We start from the raw sequence: 17725 nt of genomic DNA, 5'->3' as shown, positions 1-17725 counted from the left end.
TCTCATGTAACAAAAGCGAAGGGAGGACAAAATGAGCGTTCAGTTACTTGATAAAACAAGAAAAATCAATAAACTTCTCCATAACAGCAGTTCCAGTAAGGTGGTTTTTAATGATATCTGCCAGGTCCTGATGGATACTTTAAGTTCTAATATCCTGGTTCTCAGCAAGAAAGGCAAGGTGCTTGGTGTAAGCTTTTGCCCGGGAGTTGAGGAAATCCAGGAGCTGATAGCTGATGAGGTGGGCGGTCATGTTGACCCTCTGCTGAATGAGCGTTTTTTAGGAGTATTATCTACCAAAGAGAACGTGAATCTTCAGACACTTGGCTTTGAGCATGTTTCCAGCAGCTATCAGGGAATCATCAATCCTATTGATATTGCAGGAGAACGTCTTGGAACGGTGTTTATGTACCGCAAGGATCGTCCATATGATATTGAGGATATTATTGTCAGTGAATACGGCACCACAGTTGTAGGTCTTGAGATGATGCGAGCTGTACATGAAGAGAATGCTGAGGAAGACCGAAAGAAACAGGTTGTGAAATCTGCTTTTAACACACTTTCTTTCTCTGAACTGGAAGCTATCATCCATATTTTTGATGAGCTTGACGGAGATGAGGGAATTCTTGTTGCCAGCAAGATTGCAGACAGAGTAGGTATTACCAGATCAGTAATCGTAAATGCACTCCGCAAGTTCGAGAGCGCAGGCGTTATTGAGTCCCGGTCATCCGGTATGAAGGGAACCTATATCAAGGTTCTCAATGAAGTGATCTTTGATGAATTAGAAGAGATTAAGGCCCAGAGAAATAAAAAGGCCTGAGTGAATTCAATAAATAATAAACAAGTGTACAGAAGAACTGTTTTCCTTCGAACGTGTTTGAAAAAGGCTTTCTGCAAATTGTGAAGTTGCAGATTGCAGGAACGCTTTTTCAAACACGCTCTGGAGGGCAGTTCTTTTTTGTGTATAACAGGAAACTTCGTTGGAATTCATGATTTCACAAAAAAACTTTACCAGGCAGTCTTCAGAAGCTTCGAAATAGAAAAAAATTCAGAAAATTTTTAAAGTGAGAAAACAAGAGAAAAAAAGAGCATAAAAGAGAATAAAAAAGAATATACTTAAAAATGCAACTATGAAAAGAGTTGCACAAATAACGATAATTCAATAATATAATGGACAGTGATTAGCACTCGGCAATAATGAGTGCTAGCAAGGAAAAGAAAAGCAATTCTAAAGGAGGACATAGATCATGAAATTAGTTCCATTAGGCGACAGAGTTGTATTAAAACAGTTAGAAGCAGAAGAGACAACAAAATCCGGTATCGTTCTTCCAGGACAGGCACAGGAGAAACCACAGCAGGCAGAAGTAATCGCAGTAGGACCTGGCGGAGTTGTTGACGGCAAAGAAGTGAAAATGGAAGTTACTGTAGGCGACAAAGTTATCTATTCCAAATATTCAGGAACAGAGGTTAAGCTTGACGGTGAAGAGTATATCATTGTAAAACAGAGCGATATTCTTGCAATTGTGAAATAAGACATAACCTTATAAATAACTTGAAATCAGGAGGATGATTCATTATGGCAAAAGAGATTAAATATGGCGCAGAAGCCAGAACAGCATTAGAGGCTGGTGTAAATAAACTTGCTGATACCGTAAGAGTAACACTTGGACCGAAAGGAAGAAACGTAGTACTTGATAAACAGTTCGGTGCTCCGCTTATCACAAACGATGGTGTTACAATCGCAAAAGAGATCGAGCTTGAGGATGCTTTCGAGAACATGGGAGCTCAGCTGATCAAGGAAGTTGCATCCAAGACAAACGATGTAGCTGGTGACGGTACTACAACTGCTACTGTACTTGCCCAGGCAATGGTTCATGAAGGAATGAAGAATCTGGCAGCAGGTGCTAACCCGATCGTTATGAGACGCGGTATGAAGAAAGCTACAGATGCTGCTGTAGAAGCAATTAAGAACATGAGCCAGAAAGTAAGCGGAAAGAAACAGATCGCAAACGTTGCATCTATTTCCGCCGGAGATAAAGAAGTCGGAGAGCTTGTTGCAAATGCAATGGAGAAAGTTTCCAACGACGGTGTTATTACTGTAGAAGAGTCCAAGACCATGCACACAGAGCTTGACCTTGTAGAAGGTATGCAGTTTGACCGTGGATATATTTCCGCATACATGTCCACTGATATGGAGAAGATGGAAGCAAACCTTGAGGATCCATATATTCTGATCACAGACAAGAAAATCTCCAACATTCAGGAAGTTCTTCCGCTGCTGGAGCAGATCGTACAGGCTGGAGCAAAACTTCTTATCATCGCTGAGGATGTTGAGGGTGAGGCTCTTACCACTCTGATCGTAAACAAATTAAGAGGAACCTTCCAGGTAGTAGCTGTAAAAGCTCCTGGCTATGGTGACAGAAGAAAAGAAATGCTTCAGGATATCGCAATCCTGACAGGTGGTACTGTAATTTCTGACGAGGTAGGTCTTGAACTGAAAGATGCTACAATGGCTCAGTTAGGACGTGCAAAATCTGTTAAAGTTGCAAAAGAGAATACTGTTATTGTTGATGGTATGGGAGATAAAGAAGCAATTGCCAATCGTGTTGCCCAGATCCGTGCTCAGATTGAGGAGACAAAATCTGATTTCGACAGAGAGAAGCTTCAGGAAAGACTTGCAAAACTTGCTGGTGGTGTAGCAGTGGTTCGTGTTGGTGCAGCTACTGAGACTGAGATGAAAGAAGCAAAACTTCGTATGGAAGATGCTCTTGCAGCTACCAGAGCAGCTGTTGAAGAAGGAATCATTGCAGGAGGCGGTTCTGCATATATCCACGCTTCCAAAGAGGTTGCAAAACTTGCGGCAGATCTTGAGGGAGATGAGAAGACTGGTGCAAACATCATCCTGAAAGCACTGGAAGCTCCGCTGTTCCGTATTGCTGCTAATGCAGGTCTTGAAGGTGCAGTTATCATCAACAAAGTAAGAGAGTCTGAGCCAGGTGTTGGTTTTGATGCTCTGAACGAGAAATATGTAAACATGGTAGACGAGGGAATCCTTGATCCTGCAAAGGTTACAAGAAGTGCTCTTCAGAACGCAACAAGTGTTGCTTCTACTCTGCTTACAACTGAGTCTGTTGTTGCAAATATCAAAGAAGATACTCCGGCAATGCCAGCTGGCGGTCAGGGTATGGGAATGATGTAATTTCCGGCAGCGGAAAACAGAACGGAAAATCCATGAAAGGATTTTTGAAGGTATAATTCAGAACTCATAAGGGTCGGTGTCAAAGACGCTGGCCCTTTTGCATTCAATAAAAGTCATTTTTTACTGTTACTGTGTACTGGCAATATTCCGCGTTTTATCAGGAACTATGTTCACAGGAAAACTTTTGTGTGTTATACTTAAAACAACATGCCGGCTGGCAAAAAAACAAAGGAGAATTGTAATATGAGCGATTTGTATTCCGAGCTGCTTGTAAAAAAAGAGAGGACCGCAAAGGACAGGCTGGTAAAAGGCAGTATCATTGCACTGATCGTGCTTCTGGTACTCGCAGGTCTGTTTATCATGCCTCTGCTTCTGATCGCGGCAATTGTGCTGGGAGTCTGTGCCTATCTTTTTATCTTTCCAGGCACTGATCTGGAATTTGAGTACCTGTTTGTAAACGGAGAACTTGACATTGACAAGATCATGGCAAAGTCCAAGAGAAAAAGAGTAAAAAGCCTGAACATCACAGAATGTGATATTATGGCACCTCTTAACTCACATAGAATGGACTATTACAACAGCAACCAGAAGCTGAAAGTACAGGATTTTTCCTCCGGAAATCCGGAACATAAGCGTTTTGCAATTGTCTGCCGCGATGGCGCAGATACCTGCAAAGTAATTATCGAGCCAGATGAAATATTGGCAAAAACCATGAGAAATACTGCTCCGAGCAAAGTATTTTTAGATTAATTTACTAGATTGACACACTTTTAGTTTTTTGCTACACTAATCTACAAACCAAAGACACAATAAGACAAGGGAGGAAAAGCAATGGGTACTATCATTGGTGAAGGCATTACTTTCGACGACGTCCTTTTAGTTCCGGCGTACTCCAAAGTAATCCCGAATCAAGTTGACGTTTCAACTTACCTTACAAAGAAGATTAAACTGAACATTCCCATGATGAGTGCAGGAATGGACACCGTTACTGAGTACAATATGGCGATTGCCATGGCACGTCAGGGAGGTATCGGTATCATTCACAAGAACATGTCTATCGAGGCGCAGGCAGAAGAGGTGGACAAGGTTAAGCGTTCTGAGAATGGTGTTATCACAGATCCATTTTTCTTATCTCCGGAACATACATTGAAGGATGCCAATGACTTAATGGCGAAATTCCGTATTTCCGGTGTCCCGATCACAGAAGGCAAGAAGCTGGTAGGTATTATTACCAACCGTGATCTGAAGTTTGAGACAGATTTCAGCAAGAAGATCAAAGAGTCCATGACATCTGAGGGACTGATCACAGCCAAAGAAGGTATTACACTGGAAGAGGCGAAAGAGATCCTTGCGAAATCCCGTAAAGAGAAATTACCCATTGTAGATGATGATTTTAACTTAAAAGGACTTATCACCATCAAGGATATTGAGAAACAGATCAAATATCCTCTGGCTGCCAAAGATGAACAGGGACGTCTTCTCTGTGGGGCTGCTGTTGGTATTACCGCCAACGTGCTTGCCCGTGTAGACGCACTTGTGAAGGCAAATGTTGATGTCATCGTTGTTGATTCTGCTCATGGTCATTCTGAGAATATCCTCCGTGCTGTACGAGAGATCAAGGCTGCATATCCGGAGCTGCAGGTTATCGCAGGAAACGTTGCCACAGGAGCCGCTACCAAGGCTCTGATCGATGCTGGTGTAGATGCAGTTAAGGTCGGAATCGGACCTGGTTCTATCTGTACCACCCGTGTAGTTGCTGGTATTGGTGTACCGCAGATCACAGCAGTCATGGATTGCTATGAGGTTGCCAAGAGATATGGTATTCCGATTATTGCAGACGGTGGTATCAAGTATTCAGGCGATGTTACCAAGGCAATCGCAGCTGGTGCAAACGTTTGTATGATGGGAAGCATGTTCGCCGGATGCGATGAGAGCCCGGGAACTTTCGAGTTATATCAGGGAAGAAAATATAAAGTATACCGTGGAATGGGATCCATTGCAGCTATGGAGAATGGCAGCAAGGACCGTTACTTCCAGGAGAATGCCAAGAAGCTTGTTCCGGAAGGTGTGGAAGGACGTGTTGCATACAAGGGACACCTTGAGGACACTGTATTCCAGCTGATCGGAGGACTTCGCTCCGGTATGGGATACTGTGGAGCTGAGAATATTGAAGCACTGAAACAGAATGGTAAATTCGTGAAGATTTCTGCTGCTTCCCTGAAAGAGTCTCACCCACATGACATTCACATTACAAAAGAAGCACCGAACTACAGTGTGGATGACAAATAATGAAAAGAAAATCTGCAAGGCCGTCTTTTTCAAGGCGGCCTTCTTTTAACAAAAGAGAAAAAACAGATAAGGGCGGCAGAATCCGTCAGAGAAATCAGCGTCTGGCATTACTGGTGCTTCTTTTGCTTCTGGTTGTGACAGGAGTGGTTATTCTGATGGTAAGGAAAGGACAGAAGCAGGAGGAAAGTGCAGAGACATCCCAGAAAACGAATGATCATACGAATTATGGACCGGAAGAATGGATGTCCCAGGGTGCTCCCTACATAGATGTACAATTATTGACTCCAAATGAGTATTCCAGGCCTCAGCTGCCCCTGAATGGAGCTGATTACATAGCGATCCATTATACAGCCAATCCCGGTGCCACAGCCCAGAATAACAGGGATTATTTTGAGAATCTTTCCATTTCTCATGAGGCGAAAGTAAGCAGCCATTTTGTAGTAGGACTGGAGGGTGAAGTGATCCAGTGTATTCCTACCTCGGAGATGTCTTATGCGACTAACTCAAGGAATGTGGACAGTATTTCCATTGAGTGCTGTCATAAAGATGATACCGGCGTTTTTGAACAGGAAACTTATGATTCTGTGGTAAAGCTGGCTGCATGGCTGTGCGCCCGATTTGGGCTGACCTCAGAGCAGGTGATCCGGCATTATGATGTGACAGGCAAGGAATGCCCCAAGTATTATGTGGATCATCCGGATGCCTGGGAGCAGATGAAGGCGGATATCAATGCACAGATCACAATAGATCAGGGCTTGATGGGGATTTCCTGAGAAAAAGTACGGACTATATCCATAAATTTGCTTATGCAGGCATTGCGACCAGTAACCACAAAAAGTTACTGGTCATTGGTAACGTTCCGCGAGGTGTTTTTTGTGAACAAAGTTCACAGAAAACCCGAGAATCTCAGCGCGAAATCATGCGAATGCATGATTTCTGTGCATCGCGAAGCGTGTTACTGGTCATTCCGTGACCAGTAACCACAAAAAAATTGTACATAAAAGAAAAAGATTTCCCATCTTGAAATAACGAAAAAAATATTGTAGTATAAAAAAGAACTGCATGACTGGCGGATCGTGGGAATACCCACAGGGAGTGCAGTAATATCATTGTGTCGACCGCCTGGGCAGCCTGGAAGAGAGGCTTCCCAGGCGTTTTTTTATACACGCAGTCAACATTTACACTATTGATGAAAATCTGGTGGCTGCGGTAATATACTCATGTAAATTTCGAAAGGAGAACATCTGCATGGAAATGATAGCATTGGACAAAGAACTGAAGGAAAATTCTTACCCGGGACGAGGAATCATCATTGGCCGCAGCGCTGATGGAACGAAGGCAGTTACTGCTTACTTTATTATGGGAAGAAGTGAAAACAGCCGCAACCGTGTATTTGTGGAGGATGGCGAGGGAATCCGCACACAGGCATTTGACCCTTCCAAACTGGTAGATCCAAGCCTGATCATTTATGCACCTGTCCGCGTACTTGGAAATAAAACAATTGTGACAAACGGTGACCAGACAGACACTATTTACGAAGGAATGGATCATCAGCTCACTTTCGAGCAGTCTTTACGTTCCAGAGAGTTTGAGCCAGATGCACCAAACTATACACCACGTATTTCTGGAATTATGCATGTGGAGAACGGCTCTTACAGTTATGCAATGTCCATTTTGAAAAGCAATAATGGAGATCCTTCCTCCTGCAACCGTTACACTTTTGCATATCAGAATGCAAAGGCCGGTGAGGGACATTTTATCCATACTTATAAATGTGATGGAAACCCGCTGCCAAGCTTTGAGGGTGAGCCGAAGCTTGTTCAGATTCCGGATCACATGGATGAGTTTGCAGATATGTTGTGGGAGAGCCTGAATGAAGACAATAAGGTTTCACTTTTTGTGAGATACATTGATATCGAGACTGGTAAATATGAATCAAAAATTATCAACAAGAATCACTGAAAATAAAGCTTTCCGTTTTGGGTAAATTATATTCACAAAACGGAATGCCTCACGGAATAGTACCTACTGAATCGTTACCTTAAAAGATAAAATGGAGGAGATAACCATGAAAGAGTTAGAATTAAAATACGGCTGTAACCCAAATCAGAAACCATCTAAAATATACATGGAAGATGGAAGTGAACTGCCAATTAAAGTACTTTCCGGAAAACCTGGATATATTAACTTTCTGGATGCCTTTAACGGCTGGCAGCTGGTGCGTGATCTGAAAAAGGCAACCGGGCTTCCCGCAGCTACTTCATTTAAACATGTTTCCCCGGCAGGTGCTTCCATTGGTCTTCCGCTCACAGAGACGCTTGCAAAAATCTACTGGGTAGAGGATATGGACTGGCAGAATTTTTCGCCACTTGCCTGTGCATATGCCCGTGCAAGAGGCGCAGACAGAATGTCTTCCTTCGGTGATTTTATTTCCCTTTCTGATGTATGTGACAAAGACACAGCACTTCTGATCAAGAGAGAAGTTTCCGACGGTGTGATCGCTCCTGGTTATACAGAGGAGGCACTTGAGGTTCTGAAACAGAAGAAAAAAGGCAACTACAATGTAATTCAGATCGATCCGGAATATGTACCGGCTCCATTAGAGCATAAGCAGGTGTTCGGCGTTACTTTTGAGCAGGGAAGACAGGAGCTTGCAATTGATGATGAGCTGATTTCCAACATCGTAACTGAGAATAAAGAATTATCTGAGGAAGCAAAGCGTGATATGAAAGTTTCCCTGATCATTCTGAAATACACCCAGTCCAATTCCGTATGCTATGTAAAAGACGGACAGGCAATCGGAGTTGGTGCAGGACAGCAGTCAAGAGTTCACTGTACACGTCTTGCAGGACAGAAAGCAGATAACTGGTTCCTTCGTCAAAGCCAGAAAGTATTGAATCTTCCATTTAAGGAAAGTATTTCAAGAGCTGAGCGCGACAATGCTATCGATGTTTACATTGGTGATGAGTATATGGATGTTCTGGCGGATGGAAACTGGGAAAAGACATTCACAGAGAAACCTGCAGTTTTCACAAAGGAAGAGAAGAGAGCATGGCTGGATCAGATGACAGATGTAACATTAGGATCTGATGCGTTCTTTCCATTCAGCGACAATATTGAGCGAGCTTACAAAAGTGGCGTGAAATATATTGCACAGCCAGGCGGTTCTGTGAGAGATGCAGACGTAATCGATACCTGCAATAAATACAATATAGCAATGGCATTTACCGGAATTAGATTATTCCATCACTAAATCGTGGCTGAAAAATCATTCCTGCAATTGAGACGCACATCTTGCGGAAAGTTTTTTTTACATGTTTTAAGAAAAAATATTGGATTCTGGACAGAATAATAAAATGAAGTAATAAAAGGTCTTGTACAAAGTGCAAAGAACTGAAAACTCTTATTGAAAGATGAGTCAATAGAGAATCTTCAGATAGAAAAGCAAATTGTACAAGGCTTTTTTGTTTAAAATAAGATGTCCTTTATAAATTATTTCCGAAAGAATAAGCGGGATTTTCTTATGAAGTATACAAAAGACAGTGATCGCTTTGTAAGGCGGATTCAGACACAAAAAAGCTCCGACTAAATCGGAGCTTCAGAGCGATAGACGGGGCTCGAACCCGCGGTCTCGACCTTGGCAAGGTCGCGCGTTACCAACTACGCCACTATCGCATTTATTGCTGTCAACTGTTTTCCTCAGCGACAAAACATATAATACAGTATAAAATCTATTTTGTCAAATGTTTTTTTAAAAAAATGAAATAATGTTTTTTTTAATGAAAAAACAAAAAAGCTACAATAATAAATGTGAAAAATTTCTAAAAAGCCTGATGGGATTTGAAATAAGAAAATAGCTGTGCTATGATAAACAAAGAGTAGAGGGGAAAATTGAACAGATCAGGAGATATAAATTTATGAAAAAAAGATTTCTGATTATGGCAGTATGTGTTTCCGCATGTATGCCTGTTTCTGCGCTTGGAGCGGAAATAGCCGGTCCGGCCATTTCAGGTACAGCACAGGAAAATACTGATAATAAAGAAGAAACAGTTTCAGAAGAAGCTATCGAAAAAAAGGATTCCGGGAAAATCGAGGACGAGATCACGGAAGTCCAGGATACTGTCACAGTAGCGGCAGATACAGATGTATTAGATTATCCTGGCAGAAAAGAGGGGTCTGTGATCGGCGAAGTGCTGGAAGAAGATGAAATCAGCCGGACAGGTACTATTGATGATATCTGGAGCAGGATTCTGTTTGAGGATGATAATGGAGAAGAACAGGTGGGATATATCCCAACCTCTGTTTTGGAGGGGTATGAAGATAAGAATCAGGTAGCTTCAGATGCAACCTCAGATGGAACTGTAGAAGCAGGAATTATACATAAAAGTACAGGAGAGGGCGTATTTGCAGAAGCAGTAGAAGGTGTTACCCAGACAGGGGGAAATGCAGGTGTTCTTGAAGGACAGCCGATTATGGTTTCCGCAGACAGCAGCCTTCGTCCACTTGGTGTTTTCCATATTACCCATTACTGCCAGTGCAGCATTTGCTGCGGTCCGTGGGCAAACGGAATCACATCCACAGGTGTGACAGCTACCACGAACCGTACTATTGCAGTAGATCCAACTGTAATTCCTTACGGTTCTAAAGTAGTTATCAATGGACAGGTCTATGTGGCAGAAGACTGCGGCGGCGCCATTAAGAACAACCGCATTGATATTTATATGGGAAGCCATGCGGAAGCATTGAACAGCGGCGTATTTGATGTAGAAGTTTATCTTTTGGAAGAGGGATCATCCGTTCAGGGTATAGAAGGGATTCAGGAAGGGAATCAAGAATAATATGAAAATTTTGTGAAAAATTGTGCATATTTAGTTCGAAAATGTACTAGCCAATGCGGTACTTCTAGTGTATAATATTTAGGCAGACACTGCCATGACGTGAATTATGGGAAATCAGAAGGAAAATATGGCAGATTTACAGGATAACAAATAGATAAGGTGAAAACAAAATTATGGTAAAAGTAAAAATTAGCGACTGGAAAGCTGATTCATCCATGGATGAGGCTTATAAGGCACTTCGTACAAACATTCAATTTTGCGGTGCCGACAAAAAGGTGATTGCATTTACAAGCTGTACCCCGAATGAAGGAAAGAGTAATGTAACTTTCCATCTTGCAGCTTCCCTTGCAGAGAGTGGTAAATCTGTACTTTTGATTGATGCAGACCTTCGTAAATCCGTACTTATGGGACGTGTACAGGTTGAGGAAGAAGTGAAGGGACTGACCCACTACCTGTCCAAGCAGGCGAAGCTGCAGGACGTTATCTGCGCAACCAATCTTCCCAAGTTTCACATTATTTTTTCCGGTGTTGTACCGCCGAACCCGGCAGAGCTTTTAGGAAGCAGACAGTTTAAAGACATGATCCGTGTTGTAAGAGATGTATATGATTACATTATCATAGATACACCGCCTCTTGGACGAGTAATCGACTGTGCAGTTGTGGCGGATTCCTGCGATGGAACTGTCATTGTAATCGAATCCGGCAGTATCAGCTACCATTTTGTACAGGAGATCAAGGGGCAGCTGGAGAAGACCAACTGTCCGATCATCGGTGCAATTTTGAACAAGGTAGATACTAAGGAATATGGTAAATACGGTAAGTATGGTAAATATGGCAAATATGGCAAGTACGGAGAATACGGAAAATATTGATCCGTCATTATTCGAGATTGTTATATGAAAAGATTGGAAATGGGCGAAGCGAATGAAAGGTATTTATGATATTCACTGTCATATTGTTCCGGGAGTTGATGATGGAGCGAAGGATCTCAAGACATCTGTACGCATGCTCCAGAAGGAATATGATGATGGTGTCCGCAACATTATTGCCACTCCGCATTTTCGATATGATATGTTTGAGCCGTCTCTGGAACAGGTTAAGAAGCAGTTCCTTCGTGTGAGGAAGGCTGCCGCTGAGATTGGAGAAGACGGTATTCAGATGTATCTGGGCTGCGAGCTTCATTCCAGTATGGATATGACAGACTGTCTGAAAAAAGGGGAAAGACTTACCATGTCAGGTTCCCGTTATGTGTTAATGGAGTTTCGGACTTCAGACGAAAAGTCCTATATCAGGGAACGGGTGCAGGCATTGATCCGGAAAGGGTATTATCCTATTATCGCACATGTAGAACGCTATCATTCGGTAGTAAAAAACGGTCTGGATTTTATTGATGAACTCAGGGATATGGGTGCCTATATTCAGATGAATGCGGACAGTATTATTGGTGAGGATGGCTTTATGATCAAGCGTTTCTGCAAGAAAGTAATTAAAGAAGAAATGTTGGATTTTGTGGGGTCTGACGGTCATGATCTGGCCAGACGAACGCCTCACATTGGCAAATGTTACGACAAAATTGAAAAAATGATGGGTACGGATTACGCGGATATGATTTTTATCAGCAATCCGGAGTGTATTATAAATAACGAGAGATTTTGACTTTTATATATGGGATGTCGTTGGAAACGATGTATCTGTTTAGAAAAAGTAAAGAAAATTACAGGGTAACGGAGAAGAAGAATGGAAAATCAGGTTACAAATAATAACGATGAAATTGAAATCGATTTAGGTGAGATTTTTCACCTGATTCTTAGCAGGCTGGGAGTGATTATTCTTTCCGGTATCATTCTGGGTGTGATTTCCATTATCGGAACAATGCTTTTTATCACTCCACAGTATGAATCTACCACGAAGATCATGGTGCTGAATAAACAGGACAGCAATACACTGACCAGTGCTGATATGCAGACCAGTACACAGCTGACTAAGGACTATGCGGAACTTATTAAGAGCCGTACAGTTCTTGAAGGTGTAATTGCACAGCTGAATCTTAATATTACCTATCAGCAGCTGCTTGGCAAACTGACGGTAGATACTTCTACAGACAGCCGTATTGTAACGATCATAGTATCTGATGAAGATCCATATACAGCAAGCGAGATGGCCAATGCTATCCGTGATATGGCAGCAGAGCACATTCAGTCAGTTATGGATATTGAGGCGGTTAACGTAGTTGATAGCGCAAACATCCCAAGTGAAAAAGCCAGCCCAAGCCTTGCGAAGAATGGTGTGATCGGTGGACTTTTAGGTGTTATCATTGCAATGGCGATTGTGATCATCATTTATCTTACAAATGATACGATCAAGGTTGAGGAAGATGTAGAGCGTTATCTTGGACTTTCTGTTCTGGGAAGCATTCCATATTCAGAGAAAGAAAGCAGATCCAAGAAACAGAAATCAAGAAAACGTCGCTGATGAAATTGAGTATAAGGAGCTGCAGATATGCGTAAATGGTTGATTGTTTTAATGGCGGCAGTGGCAATAGGAGCGACCGGAATCCTGGGATGGCTGTATATGAGACAGGATCGCAAGGGACCGGAAATTACCATTGCAGAGAGCAAGAAAAACAGCTACACTGCGGATATGACAACGGAAGATCTTCTGGAAGGGGTAAAAGCTGTTGACAAGAGAGATGGAGATGTTTCAGCCAGCCTGACAGTTGAGAATGTTTATCCAAATGAAAAAGGGGATGAAGTCACAGTTGTTTATGTTGCAAAGGATAACAGTAACAATGTAACAAAGGTAACTTATCATATGACTTCCGAGGGAAATCTTATGGGATTTACTTCAGAAACCAAAACTTCTTCTGACAATACAGATACAGATGCAGAAACGGATGAAGCCCTGCAGGATGAAAATGAGACTGATTCAGAAGATGAAGAAGAACCAGAAATGACAGAAGAAGAAAAAGCGCAGGAAAGGGAAGAAGAAAAGATTGACCAGCTGAACCCTCAGGATCCGCGTTTTTATCTGAATACTTACTACGTTGAAATTGCCAAGGGAACACAGATTGACAGACTGAGTTATGTCAAAGACATTCAAGACGATAAAGATTCAACAAGTGATCTTTATCGTAAGATTCAGATCACTGGAACCGTTGATGTGAATACTCCGGGTACTTATGAACTGACTTATTATGTTGTTGACTCCAATGGTAATGCTTCAAACGGAGCTGTTCTGACAATTGTAGTAAAATAATGATTACTGTGAACGGAGTGAACAGTAATCAATAGCGACTGCTGGTTATGAAAGAACCGGCAGAAAGATTCCTTTTTGACCATGCACATGTACATAGGAGCAAATATATGAGATCTACCATATGGAAGAAGACCCTTATCTGCCTTGGCGCGGTGCTGTTTCTGGAAAGCCCGGCTGTGAGTACGGCGTTTGCATATACAGTAAAGGCAGAGAATACGGATGCTGAAGCGGCCACCAGCAATATCAAGAGTATTTTGCTGATCGGACAGGACAAAAGAGAGGGAGAGTCCCGTCAGCGTTCCGATTCCATGATTCTTGCTACATTGGACAAGGATCAGGGTACTGTAAGCCTGACCTCTTTTATGAGAGATCTTTATGTTGCCATTCCTGGATATTCGACTACTCGTATTAATGCGGCTTACGCATATGGAGGAATGGATCTTTTGGACCAGACTCTGGAAGAAAATTTCGGAGTAAAGATAGATGGAAATGTGGAAGTGGATTTTGAAGTTTTCCAGGTTCTGGTTGACAAGGTTGGAGGAATAGATCTGGAGCTGACTCAGGCGGAAGCAGATTATATCTGCGGACGAGATCAGAGTGTTCTTTACCCTCAGCCTCTTCGAAGCGACTGGAATCTTCAGGAAGGAATGAACCATCTGGATGGAGAACAGGCACTTATCCATGCACGCAACCGTTCTATTGGAAATTCCGATTATCGGAGAACAGAGCGGCAGCAGGAAGTACTTATGGCTGCTTTTGCCAAGATAAAAGATCTGGGAGTTTTTGATATTGCAGGTCTGGTTAAGGATGTTCTTCCAATGGTTACTACGGATCTTTCTTTGTGGGATATAACCGGATATGCCATGGATGTGATGAACATCGGTACAGATGAAATTGCATCATACCGGATTCCGGAGGATGGAGCCTACACACCTCAGACGATTGACGGCATGCAGGTTCTGGTTCCTGATCTTGAGCAGAATCGGCAATATCTTCAGCAGATCCTGTATCACGCAGGTGAATAAGAATTAAAAAGAATTAAGACGGTTCGCACCACACGAACCGTCTTTTACGCTATAATAACGAAATAAAAGCAGCTGTTGAGTTCCTTTGCAGTTACACACTGTCTGCTGAACCATTATAAAAATAAATTATAGAAATATATAGACAGCAATCAGAATTGAAAGCGGGTGGAGGATAAGTGGAATTGCTTGAATGGATACATAATATTGATGCACAGATTCTGCTTTTTATACAGCAGTATTTAAGAAGTGATCTGTTTACCTGGCTGTGGAAGGGAATTACCTTTCTAGGAGACGGAGGCTGGTTCTGGATTGTTTTGGGGCTGCTCTTTCTTTTTCCAAAGAAGACAAGAAAGGCAGGTGTAACCGCACTTCTGGCACTGGCTATAGGGGCAGTGGTTACGAATTTATGCCTTAAGGATCTGGTAGCGCGTATAAGACCTTATGATTCTGTGGAGGGACTTGTGCCTCTGGTTGCCAGGCTGAAGGACTATTCTTTTCCATCAGGTCATACCTGCGCATCTTTTGCCTGTGCAGGCGTATATTATAAAGCCTTTCCTGGAAAATGGGGAAAAGCAGCCATGGTCCTGGCAGTACTGATCGCTTTGTCCCGATTGTACGTGGGAGTACACTATCCTACAGATGTGCTGGCTGGAGCCCTTGTAGGCACTTTTAGTGCGTTGGCGGCGCTGAAGCTAGAGCACGCTCTAGTCAGATATTATGAAGAACGAAAAGCAAAATAAAGATAAGGGAGAATTTATGGAAGAGAAAAAAACACAGACAGTCTGTCCATACGCAAAAAAGTGCGGTGGGTGCCAGTATCAGGGTGTGCCTTATTCCGCACAGCTTAAAAAGAAACAAAATCAGGTACAGGGGCTTTTGAAGAAGTTTGGGAATGTGAAGCCGGTAATTGGAATGAAAGATCCTTATTTTTACCGGAATAAAGTTCATGCTGTATTTGACCGTGACCGGAAGGGAAATATTATTTCTGGAATTTATGAGGCTGGTACCCACAGAGTGGTTTCTATTGAACAGTGTCTGATTGAGGATAAGAAGAGTCAGGAAATCATCCGTACCATTCGGGGAATGCTGAAGTCTTTTAAGATCAAAACATATGATGAGGATACCGGATATGGACTTCTGCGCCATGTACTGGTGCGTCGTGGCTTTTCTACAGGTGAGGTAATGGTAGTACTGGTGGTCGCCTCTCCTATTTTTCCATCCAAGAATAACTTTGTGAAGGCATTAAGAAAAGTTCATCCAGAGATCAGTACTGTGGTATTAAATATTAATGACAAAAATACAAGCATGGTTCTTGGCGAGCGGGAAATCGTGCTTTATGGCAAGGGATTTATCCGTGATACCCTTTGTGGAAAATCCTTCCGTATTTCACCGAAATCCTTCTATCAGGTAAATTCAGTGCAGACCGAAATTCTTTATGGAAAAGCTGTGGAATTTGCAGGGCTGACAGGGAAAGAAAAAGTCATTGATGCATATTGTGGAATTGGCACTATCGGTCTGGTAGCTTCTGGTAAGGCAAGAGAAGTGGTCGGAGTGGAACTGAATAAAGATGCAGTCAGGGATGCAAGGATCAATGCAAGAGAGAATAAGGTGGTAAACATATCTTTCCGCCAGGGTGATGCCGGTGAATTTATGGAGGCAATGGCAGAAGCTGGTGAAAAGGCAGATGTGGTATTTATGGATCCTCCCCGCTCAGGCAGCAGCGAGAAATTCCTGAATTCCGTAATAAAACTCTCTCCGAAGAAAATTGTTTACATTTCCTGTAACCCGGAAACACTTGCAAGAGACCTTAATTTCCTTACGAGAAAAAACTATATAGTTAAAGAAATCCAGCCTGTGGAAATGTTTTGTTTTACAGATCACACAGAAGTGGTGACCTGGCTGGAGCAAAAATAAGAAACTGTTGCTGTTTACAGGCTGTGCAGCAATGAAAATATATTCTGTAAGAAAAGGTATCCTGTCAGCAGGAAAAAGGAGGTACCTATGATGACGACCATAACTGGAATTATGGAGTGGGTTCTGGAGAATATTGCTGGTTTCGCCATTGTAATTTTTGAGTTTATTGGAGTTGCCATTATTATCTGGAGTGGAATTACCGGATTTATCAAGTGGCTGAAACATGCCGGAGATACTGGTGTCTATCTGGCGAGGGGACTTGCTATGGGACTGGAATTTAAAATGGGAAGTGAGATTCTTCGTACTGTAGTGGTACGTGAGTGGAAAGAAATCGGAATTGTAGCCGGAATTATTGCTCTTCGAGCAGCCCTTACGTTCCTGCTTCACTGGGAAATCAAGGAGGAAGAAAAAAGTGGCGGACATAAGGAATAAAGATTCGCTGTTTATAGATGATATCTGTGGGTTTAGAAGTGCACATATAAAGGTTGATAAAGGTACAACAAACAATGGAAATGAAAGTAATTGCTCATATCAGAAGTGATTTTCCAACGAAATTTGGAATTCCCCATCAGAGCGGCAGAATACAGGAACTAAAGGCGGATATTATTTTTGAACCGGAATATCGGAACCATGAGGCATTTCGAGGGCTGGAAGAGTATACCCATATCTGGCTGATCTGGGAATTTTCACAGGCTGTCCGCAAGGAGTGGTCTCCTACAGTGCGTCCTCCAAGACTTGGGGGAAACGTCAGAATGGGCGTTTTTGCTACAAGGTCTCCTTTTCGTCCAAATCCCATAGGACTTTCCAGTGTAAGGCTGGAGAGCGTAGAGTTTTCTGAAAAGTATGGACCGGTGCTTCATGTATCAGGAGCGGATCTTATGGACGGAACACCTATTTATGATATAAAGCCCTATCTGGCTTACGTGGACAGCCATCCGGAAGCAGCAGGCGGATTTACCGACCAGATTCAGGATCATAAGCTGAAAGTAGAGTTTCCGGAAGAGCTTTTGAAGAAGATTCCAGTGGAAAAAAGAGAAGCGCTTCTTGCTGTCCTTGCAAACGATCCAAGACCTGGGTATCAGAAGGACCCTGAAAGAAAATACGGAATGTCTTTTGGATCCTGGGATATTCAGTTTAAAGTGGATGGAGAACAACTGTGGGTATTGAATGTATTTAACACTTTCACGAATTAAATCGAAAAAACCCTT

The 17725-nt window shown here is 42.5% G+C and carries 18 protein-coding genes, 1 tRNA gene and 1 riboswitch; of the genes, 18 read left to right on the top strand and 1 reads right to left on the bottom strand.

Annotated elements, in window-relative coordinates:
* Nucleotides 1–31 precede the first annotated feature (31 nt).
* From codY to DW904_RS07915, 8 genes are all read left to right on the top strand, one after another.
* Nucleotides 32–817 (top strand): GTP-sensing pleiotropic transcriptional regulator CodY, encoded by a 786-nt coding sequence (gene codY / locus DW904_RS07950; protein ID WP_118579172.1) that lies wholly within the window; start codon nucleotides 32–34, stop codon nucleotides 815–817.
* Between the two features lie 427 nt (nucleotides 818–1244).
* Nucleotides 1245–1529 carry a co-chaperone GroES gene (gene groES, locus DW904_RS07945; protein ID WP_118579169.1) on the top strand — a complete coding sequence of 95 codons (285 nt, stop codon included), beginning with the start codon at nucleotides 1245–1247 and terminating at the stop codon, nucleotides 1527–1529.
* A 44-nt stretch (nucleotides 1530–1573) separates the two neighbouring features.
* Complete coding sequence (groL, locus tag DW904_RS07940) at nucleotides 1574–3196, top strand: chaperonin GroEL (protein WP_118579166.1); 1623 nt, start codon at nucleotides 1574–1576, stop codon at nucleotides 3194–3196.
* 243 nt (nucleotides 3197–3439) lie between these two features.
* Nucleotides 3440–3946, top strand: a complete 507-nt coding sequence (locus tag DW904_RS07935) for a DUF6106 family protein (RefSeq protein WP_118579163.1) — start codon at nucleotides 3440–3442, stop codon at nucleotides 3944–3946.
* Nucleotides 3947–4027: 81 nt separating this feature from the next.
* Entirely contained in the window at nucleotides 4028–5485 is a 1458-nt protein-coding gene (guaB, locus tag DW904_RS07930; protein WP_118579160.1) for an IMP dehydrogenase, read from the top strand.
* The gene (locus DW904_RS07925) at nucleotides 5485–6258 is read left to right on the top strand and encodes a peptidoglycan recognition family protein (protein WP_118579157.1); all 774 of its coding nucleotides are present in this window, start codon (nucleotides 5485–5487) and stop codon (nucleotides 6256–6258) included. The genes guaB and DW904_RS07925 overlap by 1 nt, the downstream gene beginning before the upstream one ends.
* 279 nt (nucleotides 6259–6537) lie before the next feature.
* Nucleotides 6538–6620, top strand: a riboswitch (ZMP/ZTP riboswitch).
* A 113-nt stretch (nucleotides 6621–6733) separates the two neighbouring features.
* Nucleotides 6734–7447 (top strand): IMP cyclohydrolase, encoded by a 714-nt coding sequence (locus tag DW904_RS07920; protein WP_118579154.1) that lies wholly within the window; start codon nucleotides 6734–6736, stop codon nucleotides 7445–7447.
* A gap of 106 nt (nucleotides 7448–7553) precedes the next feature.
* Nucleotides 7554–8738, top strand: a complete 1185-nt coding sequence (locus tag DW904_RS07915; RefSeq protein ID WP_118579151.1) for a phosphoribosylaminoimidazolecarboxamide formyltransferase — start codon at nucleotides 7554–7556, stop codon at nucleotides 8736–8738.
* A gap of 349 nt (nucleotides 8739–9087) precedes the next feature.
* Here the strand turns inward: DW904_RS07915 and DW904_RS07910 are convergent.
* A tRNA-Gly gene (locus DW904_RS07910) sits at nucleotides 9088–9160 on the bottom strand.
* Between the two features lie 242 nt (nucleotides 9161–9402).
* Between DW904_RS07910 and DW904_RS07905 the strand changes: the two genes are divergently transcribed.
* The 10 genes from DW904_RS07905 (at nucleotide 9403) to tsaA (ending at nucleotide 17710) form a co-directional block, all read left to right on the top strand.
* Complete coding sequence (locus DW904_RS07905; protein WP_118579148.1) at nucleotides 9403–10323, top strand: 3D domain-containing protein; 921 nt, start codon at nucleotides 9403–9405, stop codon at nucleotides 10321–10323.
* A gap of 173 nt (nucleotides 10324–10496) precedes the next feature.
* On the top strand, nucleotides 10497–11195 hold the full coding sequence (locus DW904_RS07900) for a CpsD/CapB family tyrosine-protein kinase (RefSeq protein WP_118579145.1): 699 nt from the start codon (nucleotides 10497–10499) through the stop codon (nucleotides 11193–11195).
* 52 nt (nucleotides 11196–11247) lie between these two features.
* Nucleotides 11248–11979, top strand: coding sequence for a CpsB/CapC family capsule biosynthesis tyrosine phosphatase (locus tag DW904_RS07895; protein WP_118579142.1), 732 nt, complete (start codon nucleotides 11248–11250; stop codon nucleotides 11977–11979).
* Between the two features lie 81 nt (nucleotides 11980–12060).
* Nucleotides 12061–12795: a Wzz/FepE/Etk N-terminal domain-containing protein gene (locus tag DW904_RS07890; protein WP_118579139.1), complete on the top strand. Its 735-nt coding sequence runs from the start codon at nucleotides 12061–12063 to the stop codon at nucleotides 12793–12795.
* 27 nt (nucleotides 12796–12822) lie between these two features.
* On the top strand, nucleotides 12823–13578 hold the full coding sequence (locus DW904_RS07885; protein WP_118579136.1) for an immunoglobulin-like domain-containing protein: 756 nt from the start codon (nucleotides 12823–12825) through the stop codon (nucleotides 13576–13578).
* 107 nt (nucleotides 13579–13685) lie between these two features.
* Nucleotides 13686–14603, top strand: coding sequence for an LCP family protein (locus tag DW904_RS07880; protein ID WP_178090676.1), 918 nt, complete (start codon nucleotides 13686–13688; stop codon nucleotides 14601–14603).
* A gap of 176 nt (nucleotides 14604–14779) precedes the next feature.
* On the top strand, nucleotides 14780–15343 hold the full coding sequence (locus DW904_RS07875) for a phosphatase PAP2 family protein (RefSeq protein WP_118579130.1): 564 nt from the start codon (nucleotides 14780–14782) through the stop codon (nucleotides 15341–15343).
* Nucleotides 15344–15359: 16 nt separating this feature from the next.
* Complete coding sequence (gene rlmD / locus DW904_RS07870) at nucleotides 15360–16517, top strand: 23S rRNA (uracil(1939)-C(5))-methyltransferase RlmD (RefSeq protein ID WP_118579264.1); 1158 nt, start codon at nucleotides 15360–15362, stop codon at nucleotides 16515–16517.
* 87 nt (nucleotides 16518–16604) lie between these two features.
* Entirely contained in the window at nucleotides 16605–16949 is a 345-nt protein-coding gene (locus tag DW904_RS07865) for a DUF1622 domain-containing protein (protein WP_195409451.1), read from the top strand.
* 80 nt (nucleotides 16950–17029) lie between these two features.
* Complete coding sequence (gene tsaA, locus DW904_RS07860) at nucleotides 17030–17710, top strand: tRNA (N6-threonylcarbamoyladenosine(37)-N6)-methyltransferase TrmO (protein ID WP_118579258.1); 681 nt, start codon at nucleotides 17030–17032, stop codon at nucleotides 17708–17710.
* Nucleotides 17711–17725: the final 15 nt, after the last annotated feature.

Source organism: Ruminococcus sp. AM42-11 (assembly GCF_003480145.1).
Classification (GTDB): Bacteria; Bacillota; Clostridia; order Lachnospirales; family Lachnospiraceae; genus Blautia_A; species Blautia_A faecis.
The sequence above is the reverse complement of the archived record's forward strand: the minus strand, read 5'-3'. Positions and strand labels throughout refer to the sequence as shown.

Excerpts from the sequence above, each read along its gene's own strand:
- DW904_RS07865 (WP_195409451.1), top strand. The coding sequence starts at position 16,605 with ATGATGACGACCATAACTGGAATTATGGAGTGGGTTCTGGAGAATATT.
- DW904_RS07920 (WP_118579154.1), top strand. The coding sequence starts at position 6,734 with ATGGAAATGATAGCATTGGACAAAGAACTGAAGGAAAATTCTTACCCG.
- DW904_RS07925 (WP_118579157.1), top strand. The coding sequence starts at position 5,485 with ATGAAAAGAAAATCTGCAAGGCCGTCTTTTTCAAGGCGGCCTTCTTTT.
- groES (WP_118579169.1), top strand. The coding sequence starts at position 1,245 with ATGAAATTAGTTCCATTAGGCGACAGAGTTGTATTAAAACAGTTAGAA.
- DW904_RS07935 (WP_118579163.1), top strand. The coding sequence starts at position 3,440 with ATGAGCGATTTGTATTCCGAGCTGCTTGTAAAAAAAGAGAGGACCGCA.
- DW904_RS07880 (WP_178090676.1), top strand. The coding sequence starts at position 13,686 with ATGAGATCTACCATATGGAAGAAGACCCTTATCTGCCTTGGCGCGGTG.
- groL (WP_118579166.1), top strand. The coding sequence starts at position 1,574 with ATGGCAAAAGAGATTAAATATGGCGCAGAAGCCAGAACAGCATTAGAG.
- codY (WP_118579172.1), top strand. The coding sequence starts at position 32 with ATGAGCGTTCAGTTACTTGATAAAACAAGAAAAATCAATAAACTTCTC.
- tsaA (WP_118579258.1), top strand. The coding sequence starts at position 17,030 with ATGAAAGTAATTGCTCATATCAGAAGTGATTTTCCAACGAAATTTGGA.
- guaB (WP_118579160.1), top strand. The coding sequence starts at position 4,028 with ATGGGTACTATCATTGGTGAAGGCATTACTTTCGACGACGTCCTTTTA.
- DW904_RS07900 (WP_118579145.1), top strand. The coding sequence starts at position 10,497 with ATGGTAAAAGTAAAAATTAGCGACTGGAAAGCTGATTCATCCATGGAT.
- DW904_RS07895 (WP_118579142.1), top strand. The coding sequence starts at position 11,248 with ATGAAAGGTATTTATGATATTCACTGTCATATTGTTCCGGGAGTTGAT.
- DW904_RS07915 (WP_118579151.1), top strand. The coding sequence starts at position 7,554 with ATGAAAGAGTTAGAATTAAAATACGGCTGTAACCCAAATCAGAAACCA.
- DW904_RS07905 (WP_118579148.1), top strand. The coding sequence starts at position 9,403 with ATGAAAAAAAGATTTCTGATTATGGCAGTATGTGTTTCCGCATGTATG.
- DW904_RS07890 (WP_118579139.1), top strand. The coding sequence starts at position 12,061 with ATGGAAAATCAGGTTACAAATAATAACGATGAAATTGAAATCGATTTA.
- DW904_RS07885 (WP_118579136.1), top strand. The coding sequence starts at position 12,823 with ATGCGTAAATGGTTGATTGTTTTAATGGCGGCAGTGGCAATAGGAGCG.
- rlmD (WP_118579264.1), top strand. The coding sequence starts at position 15,360 with ATGGAAGAGAAAAAAACACAGACAGTCTGTCCATACGCAAAAAAGTGC.